Origin of the sequence: Lacticaseibacillus manihotivorans DSM 13343 = JCM 12514, from assembly GCF_001435035.1 — a bacterium.
Taxonomy (GTDB): Bacteria; Bacillota; Bacilli; order Lactobacillales; family Lactobacillaceae; genus Lacticaseibacillus; species Lacticaseibacillus manihotivorans.
The window spans coordinates 20,109-27,579 of sequence record NZ_AZEU01000112.1 but is presented as its reverse complement, the minus strand read 5'-3'; the positions used below and the strand labels follow the sequence as shown (position 1 = coordinate 27,579).

Genomic DNA, 7,471 nt, shown 5'->3' with positions numbered 1-7,471 from the left:
AATCTGGGAACGGGCCTCTATTGATTTTCAAGACGGTCTGTTATTGGGTGCTTACGATGCTTGAGTGCCTCTAAGTTATCCGCTAACTGACTGGTGCGCGAGGCTCCGACTAAGACACTGGCGACGACGGGTTGGCGCAAGTTCCATGCTAGCGCCATGGCTGCTAAGCTTTGTCCGCGATTTTGAGCAAGCGCGTTGAGTTTTTTAACCGTTGATAAGGTCGCTTCAACTTTGTCTTCATGTAAGAACGGACTGCTTGGTCGGGCGGCGCGAGAATCTTTGGGGATGCCATTTAAGTAGCGGTCGCTTAACAAGCCTTGCGCTAAGGGACTGAACGTGATGGCGCCGAGGTGCTCATCGGCTAAGGCTTGGAATAACCCAGTTTCGGGTTCACGGTTGAACATGTTGTAGCGCTGTTGTTGAATGATGAACGGCACATGTAGATCATGCAACAAGGCACTCATTTTTACCGTGGCTTCGGGTTTGTAATTGGAAATGCCGATATATAAAGCTTTGCCGCTGCGGACGATTTGGGCCAACGCTTCGGCGGTTTCCACTAGCGGCGTGTTGTCGTCTGGACGATGGTGGTAGAAAATATCGACGTAATCTAAGCCGAGGCGCTTCAAGCTTTGATCCAATGACGCAATCAGGTGCTTGCGTGAGCCCCATTCGCCATAAGGCCCAGGCCACATTAAGTAGCCGGCTTTGGTGGAGATGATCATTTCATCGCGATAAGCGGCGAGTTCCTCGTGAAGCACATGCCCAAAGTTACTTTCGGCACTACCTGGGACCGGGCCGTAATTATTCGCCAAATCAAAATGCGTGATCCCGTGATCAAAAGCGTATTCGAGCAAAGCTTTTTGGTTGCTCAAAGGGTCGACGCTACCGAAATTATGCCACAAGCCTAAGCTGATGGCAGGCAAATGCAACCCGCTGTTGCCGACTGGGCGATATTGCATTTGCTCATAACGCTGTGAATTTGCTTCATACATGACGCTCACCTCGAAAAAAGTTTAGTAAACGTTGTCATTGTACCACTATCGATATAAATTTAGGGAACTTCAGGCTAAAGCATGAGGAAAACCTGTCATTTCATGGTATATTAAGCGTGTTCAGATCGGAGGAGTATGATGGAAGCTTTATTGAAAGTTTCAGGGCTCAACAAAACTTTCGGCAAGAAAAAAGTGTTACATGGCGTCGACTTTACGGTGGCGTCAGGTCGTGTCGTCGGCTTAGTGGGACCTAATGGGGCTGGGAAAAGTACGATTATGAAGGCCATCTTAGGGTTGATCCCAACCGATGGCGGCCAGATCCAAATTGCCGATCAAGCCGTCAGTATCACCAAACACCAAGCATTGCGGCAGGTTGGGGCGTTGATTGAATATCCGGGGATTTATCCGTTCTTAACTGGACGCCAACACCTTGAGTTATTCGCCGCCAAAAAGCAGCGCCAACAACATGTCGATGCCATTGTTCAGGCGCTGGGGATGGCTGGCTATATCAACAAACCGGCCAAGTCCTATTCATTGGGCATGAAGCAAAAACTGGGCATCGCCCAAGCATTAGTCGATCGTCCGCAATTGGTGATTTTAGATGAACCGATGAATGGCCTAGACCCGCAAGCAGTTAAAGATTTACGCGATATCATTCGCGCGCAAGCCAAAGCCGGGACCAGTTTTTTGATTTCCAGTCACATTTTGTCAGAGTTGGAGAAAGTCGCAGATGACGTGTTGATTTTAAATCATGGCCACATTATCCAACAAAGCACGATGCAAGACCTAGCTGAAGCTGGCGGGACGATTTATGAGTTGCAAACGGTCAATGATCGCGATGCTTTGGCGGCGTTGCAAGCGGCGCATGTGCCAGTGAACTTAGTCGATCGCAAATTGCAGATCACCCAAACGGATCGCACTACCCTCAACGCAGCGTTAATTGCCTTAGTGCATGCTGGCATTGCGGTGCAAGATGTGACCAAAGCCCAACATGATTTGGAACAGTCATTCTTGGATCTGGTTGAACAGGAGGTGCACTGATGGGGACTTTGATCAAACAAGAGTTATTTAAACTTACCCATAAAAAAGGTACCTGGCTGGCAGTGTTATTTATGGTCGTGGTGCAAATCGGCTTTGCGGTGTTGTCTTGGCGTTATCCTAAGTTTTTTGGTACGTCGATGTTTGTGATGAACAATTACATCGGTGGGGCTTTAGTCGACTTCATTATGATTGCCAGTGCTGCGTCCATGATTGCGATGGAATTTCAATATGGCACCATCAAGCAATTGCTGTATCGCAAATATTATCGCAGCCAAGTGTTTGTCAGCAAGCTCCTGGTTTTATTGTTACAAATGATCGGGTTGCAAGTGGTCGCCAGTGCGATGACCGGCATTTTGACGTTCATTATCAAGCCGAAGTTTGATTGGACGCAAGTGGTTGACCACATGCCGATCTGGCGCGATTACTTGTTGACCACCGGTGGCTCGCTGCTGGTGATGTTGATGCTGTTGAGCTTGGTGATTTTGATGGCGACGTGGTTTAAAACCAATGCCGCAGCGATCGCCTGTGGGTTTATCGGCTATTTTGTCACTGCTGTTGCCGCTCAGATCATTATCATGTTCGTGCAGCGTTGGCACTGGTTGAAGTGGAATCCCTTCACGATGTTGCTGACAGGAAATCAAATCGCCGATCCCAAAACGTATCACGCCTTGACGTTGTTAGACACCCCAGTGATGATTGCGTGCACTTTGGGTTATACCGCGTTGTTCACGTTGATTGCTTACTTGAGTTTCCGCCGCCGTGCGGTATAAAGGAGAACATCATGACAGAAATTTTAGTGACCACGACTGAAAATATTCCCGGTCAAAAATATGAAATCATTGGTGAAGTCTTTGGCTTGACCACCCAATCCAAAAATGTTTTTTCAAATATCGGCGCTGGTTTGAAGAATGTGGTTGGCGGCGAAATCAAAGCCTATACCAGCATGTTGCATGACTCGCGGGAAAAGGCCATCGAGCGCTTGCGTCAAGAAGCCCAAAGCAAAGGCGCTGACGCAGTAGTGATGATGCGCTTTGATTCAGGCGCGATTGGCGGGGATATGCAGTCGGTGGCCGCGTATGGCACAGCGGTGAAGTTTATCGATTAAGCAAATTAGTTATGAGGACGGGATAAATGCCTGTCCTTTTTGTTTGCCATCGCGGTCAAAATTGGTCTGGCTCCATGTGGTGGTGGGTTCAGGCCTGATGTGGGGCCGGCTTCAAATCTCGAAGCAGTGCACTTCGAGGATTTTACGCCTGGATTTTGAATCGGAAAAAACCATTCCGTTTCAAAATCCACCCGCAGGATTGCACAGATGCCACCAAAGTTCAGTGTCATCTGGCAATACTGCCGACACTGCGGCCTGAACCCACCACCACGCTCCGCCAGGCCAATTTCGACCTCGTGCATGCTGATGGTCACAGCTCGGCTAGCGCCCTTGAGGACTGCCATGATGTGAATTGCGCCAGACTGGAGCTGCGTTTGCCTAAATCCCGGCCCTAAGGCTAATACATATGATGCCGGACAGTAATCGCTATTTTTATTGGCAGGCGTCAGGGTTAACTGCGCTATAATAGAAGAAAAGTGCAGGGGGCCACAAGATGAGCACAGTTGAATTGAAACGCTATACCGTCGTCAACCAAGAAGGCGAATTTCTTGAGGCGGATAACTTATTGCTATTGCCAACTTGGACCAACGACCTGCACACCATGTGGCTGACTTATTCTGAACTTGAAGCGCAAAAAGTGGCCCATCAATCTGGCGGCACTGCTTGCGAGTTGAGTTTAATGCCGCTAGCCGCAGACCCGAAAGCTGCCAAACACCGAGGCTTGCCAGTGGCGGTGCAGCAACAAATCGTGTCGCTACGGGCACAAGGGCTGACTTATCGGCAAATCGCGGCTTTACTGAATATTGCCAAGTCTAGTGTTGGAAACATCTTGAAGAGATGACTGTTACCGCCAGTGATGGCGGCTTTTTTATGGATGAAAATAGCGTCGCATACAAATTCTTCAAAAAGAATGCGTTTTTAGGTTGCGCTTTCAAATGTTAAAGACTATACTTTTAGTTGTAAATGATTGCGCTTTAAAAATTAACTACCGTAGGAGGTGGGGCAAGCACAGCTAATAGTTCTGGGGGGAACACATGATTTTATTTTTACCTAGGCGCTCGCTTAGGTACGCTATTATATTTTGGTTGAAACGGAGATGAATCTAATGGAAAACAAAAAGCAAAGTGGCTTTTCTAAAGTCCTGAACGAATCTGTTTTTCCTGCGATCATGAAGTTCGTCAACACCAAGGCCATTACGGCGTTGAAGGATGGTATTGTTTATTCCATGCCATTCATCATTATTGGGTCGATCTTCTTGATCTTGAACAACATCCCGATCCCAGCAGTATCTGCTGCGATTACGGCATCGGGTTGGGGCGCTATTTTTAATCAGGCATACACCGCAAGTTTTGCGATCATGTCTGTGTGGGCAGCGGTTGGTATCGCGTATGTTTACGCCCGCAATGAAAAAGTTGAAGCGCTGCCTGCTGGTTTAACTAGTTTGGCCACCTTCATCTTGATCCAATCCTTATCCATCGCCAACCCATTAGTGGCTGCGATGGGCAAAACTGGTACCGGGGTTTCCAACGCGGCTGGTAAAGTCGTATGGACTGGGACCCAATTAGCCAACTACATCGACAAAGCCCCTAAGGCTGTGCAAGCCTTCATGAGCCAAGATGTCACTGGTGTCATCAACTTGACTTGGTTAGGCGGCCAGGGGATGATCGGTGCCATCGTCGTTGGGTTGTTAGTCGGCTGGACTTACACCGCTATGATGAAACGCGGCTGGCAGATCAAGTTACCAGAACAAGTGCCTGCTAACGTTGCTGGCCAGTTCTCTGCAATGATCCCTGCTGGTATCATTTTGACGGTTGCGATGGTGGTTTACGGCTTGTTATCCAAGTTCGCCAACACCAACGCGATGCAATTGATTTACACTTGGTTACAAACACCATTACAAGGGGTTTCTGATTCCTTGGGTGGCGCGTTGATCATCGCCTTCATGGTGCCATTCTTCTGGTTCTTCGGGGTCCATGGTGGGATGATCATGGGCGCGATCACCGGCGGCTTGTTGATTCCTAACACTGCTGATAACGCGGCTTTGACCGCTGCTCACAAGTTGACTTTGGCCAACGGTGCGCACATTGTCACTAACGAATTCTACAACAACTTCATCAACCTGACGGGTTCTGGTATCACCATCGGGCTTGTGATCTTCACTTTGTTCTTTGCAAAATCTGTTCAATTGAAGTCCATTGGTAAAATTGAAGCCGTTCCGGCGATCTTCAACATCAACGAACCTTTCTTGTTCGGTTTACCTTTGGTCATGAACCCATGGCTCGCGGTACCATTCTTCTTGACCCCTGTTGTGGTTGCGTTAACCACTTACTTGGTCATTTGGTCTGGCATTGTACCGCCACTGAACGGGGTTGCCGCACCTTGGACGACGCCTCCGATCGTTTCTGGTTTCTTGATCGGTGGTTGGAAGATGGCGGTATGGCAAGCAATCGTGCTGGTTGAATCCGCATTGATCTACTTCCCATTTGCCAAGAAGTACGATTCTTATCTGCTTGCCGAAGAAGCCAAGAATGCAGCCGAAGAAGTAAAGGCTTAACATTTATGCAGTTTAGCGTTATCATATAAATGAAAACGTATTAAACAAAAAATTGGAGGCAATATTATGGCTGATAAAACGATCATGTTAGCTTGCTCAGCAGGCATGTCCACTAGCCTTTTAGTTTCAAAAATGCAAAAGGCGGCAGAGGCCGCGGGTAAGGACTACAAGATTTTTGCTACCTCTGCCTCTGACATCGACAACCAGTTGGAAAACGGTAGTGTTGACGTCTTAATGCTCGGCCCTCAAGTCGGGTACATGAAAGGCGACGTCAAGAAGAAGACTGATGCCAAGGGTATCCCAATGGACGTCATCAACATGCAAGATTATGGCATGATGAATGGCGAGAAGGTTTTGGCAAGTGCTGAAAAGCTGCTTGGCCTCTAGTCAACTCAATTCAAGAAGCCTTGGCAGGTTTTTGCTAAGGCTTCTTTTTTTGCACCGTCAAGCCGATTAGACCAATAGAATAAAATGTGAACGTATCCGCGAGCTTGCAAGCCCTTGTGACTAGACCAGCAACATTAAACGTGTGATTGGGCACGCGTTGGCACAAAACGGTGACAAAACAGCGCGTCAGATAGCGTATAATGATGGGTAACAAAAGGAGTGGGACACATGGCGACACCTAAATACCAAATGATCGCAGATGAGATCCGGCGACGCATTCATATGAATGTCTATCCGGCTAAATCTTTGATCCCCGATCAAAACACCTTAGCCAAAGAGTTTGGCGTCAGCCGCATGACGATCAAAAAAGCCCTCGATGGCTTAGCCGTCGAAGGCTTGATCTATAAGCAGTCAGGATTAGGCACATACGTCTTGGGTGACGTCTCCGTGCATGCGTCTGATTCACCAGCCGAAGCATTTGACGGCTTGACCAAACAAGAAGGCGAAGAGCATGTTTCATCAGAAGTGATCAAGTTTGATGTATCGTTGCCAAGTGAGTTGATCCAAAAGAAACTCGATGTGGCCAGCGACGAGCCGGTATATGTGATCGATCGGTTGCGTAAAATCGATGGGGTGCCGCGCGTGTTGGAACATACCATTTTCCCATTGAAGTTGGTACCAGGCTTAACGCGAGAAATCTTGATGGGGTCGATTTACGATTACATGCACCAAGCCCTTAACTTGAAGTTCGGCGGTGCTTTGCGGCGGATCAACGCCACATTGGCCAACGACTTTGATGTGGCCCACTTAGACGCGACGACTGGCGAGCCGGTCTTAGAAGTCGAGCAAGTGATTTGGTTGACGACTGGCGAAAACCTTGAATATTCCACCAGCCGCAACTTAGCCAGTTGGCGTGGGTATACGGTTTTGGATATTAATAACGATTAATCTGAAAAGGTTCTGTCGAGCACGGTACTCGGCAGGGCCTTTTTGCGATTGCTTTCCGGATTCAGGCTGCCATCAGGTGCCAGTGGTCTGGTTGCGTTACAGAATTTTGAAGTTGGGACTCCAGCTGGTCGCCGCGCCATGGTGAGGGTCCTCGGGAAAGCTAGCCGAGATGTGTCGCTACGCTCCCCACTCGCCGGATCTTTCCCTGTGGCTTTCCGTAAGCGACAAGTCGCAACGGAAATCTCACCGTGGCGCGATAACCAGCTTCCGTCCCAACTTCAAAATTCTTCCACTCCGCCAAACCACTGGCACTCGATGGCTACGAGACGCGTAATGCCATAGGTTATTGAACAATAGCTTGAGATATGACGTTGTATCACTAACTGGAAGATTCAAAACACACTCAAAAAACCCGCAACACTGGCAAGGCGTTGCGGGTATATA

General features: G+C 48.5%; 8 protein-coding genes. 7 read left to right on the top strand and 1 reads right to left on the bottom strand.

Annotated features, from left to right (window positions below; all coding sequences use genetic code 11):
• Positions 1-17: 17 nt before the first annotated feature.
• Complete coding sequence (locus FD01_RS06040) at positions 18-992, bottom strand: aldo/keto reductase (RefSeq protein WP_056963213.1); 975 nt, start codon at positions 990-992, stop codon at positions 18-20.
• Positions 993-1,127: 135 nt separating this feature from the next.
• Here FD01_RS06040 and FD01_RS06035 point away from each other — a divergent pair, with 135 nt between their 5' ends.
• From FD01_RS06035 to FD01_RS06005, 7 genes are all read left to right on the top strand, one after another.
• Entirely contained in the window at positions 1,128-2,033 is a 906-nt protein-coding gene (locus FD01_RS06035) for an ABC transporter ATP-binding protein (RefSeq protein ID WP_056963211.1), read from the top strand.
• Complete coding sequence (locus FD01_RS06030; RefSeq protein ID WP_056963208.1) at positions 2,033-2,803, top strand: ABC transporter permease; 771 nt, start codon at positions 2,033-2,035, stop codon at positions 2,801-2,803. Before FD01_RS06035 ends, FD01_RS06030 begins: the two co-directional genes overlap by 1 nt.
• An 8-nt stretch (positions 2,804-2,811) precedes the next feature.
• Positions 2,812-3,138: a heavy metal-binding domain-containing protein gene (locus FD01_RS06025; RefSeq protein ID WP_152164863.1), complete on the top strand. Its 327-nt coding sequence runs from the start codon at positions 2,812-2,814 to the stop codon at positions 3,136-3,138.
• 493 nt (positions 3,139-3,631) lie between these two features.
• Positions 3,632-3,979: a helix-turn-helix domain-containing protein gene (locus FD01_RS06020; RefSeq protein ID WP_054715933.1), complete on the top strand. Its 348-nt coding sequence runs from the start codon at positions 3,632-3,634 to the stop codon at positions 3,977-3,979.
• A 264-nt stretch (positions 3,980-4,243) separates the two neighbouring features.
• Positions 4,244-5,692 carry a PTS sugar transporter subunit IIC gene (locus tag FD01_RS06015; protein ID WP_056963204.1) on the top strand — a complete coding sequence of 483 codons (1,449 nt, stop codon included), beginning with the start codon at positions 4,244-4,246 and terminating at the stop codon, positions 5,690-5,692.
• A 66-nt stretch (positions 5,693-5,758) separates the two neighbouring features.
• Positions 5,759-6,079, top strand: coding sequence for a PTS sugar transporter subunit IIB (locus FD01_RS06010; protein WP_056963203.1), 321 nt, complete (start codon positions 5,759-5,761; stop codon positions 6,077-6,079).
• A 228-nt stretch (positions 6,080-6,307) separates the two neighbouring features.
• Positions 6,308-7,027: a GntR family transcriptional regulator gene (locus FD01_RS06005; RefSeq protein WP_056963201.1), complete on the top strand. Its 720-nt coding sequence runs from the start codon at positions 6,308-6,310 to the stop codon at positions 7,025-7,027.
• The last annotated feature ends 444 nt before the right edge of the window (positions 7,028-7,471 follow it).

Coding starts and splice junctions, on each gene's coding strand:
- FD01_RS06020 (WP_054715933.1), top strand. CDS start 3,632: ATGAGCACAGTTGAATTGAAACGCTATACCGTCGTCAACCAAGAAGGC.
- FD01_RS06015 (WP_056963204.1), top strand. CDS start 4,244: ATGGAAAACAAAAAGCAAAGTGGCTTTTCTAAAGTCCTGAACGAATCT.
- FD01_RS06010 (WP_056963203.1), top strand. CDS start 5,759: ATGGCTGATAAAACGATCATGTTAGCTTGCTCAGCAGGCATGTCCACT.
- FD01_RS06030 (WP_056963208.1), top strand. CDS start 2,033: ATGGGGACTTTGATCAAACAAGAGTTATTTAAACTTACCCATAAAAAA.
- FD01_RS06035 (WP_056963211.1), top strand. CDS start 1,128: ATGATGGAAGCTTTATTGAAAGTTTCAGGGCTCAACAAAACTTTCGGC.
- FD01_RS06040 (WP_056963213.1), bottom strand. CDS start 992: ATGTATGAAGCAAATTCACAGCGTTATGAGCAAATGCAATATCGCCCA.
- FD01_RS06005 (WP_056963201.1), top strand. CDS start 6,308: ATGGCGACACCTAAATACCAAATGATCGCAGATGAGATCCGGCGACGC.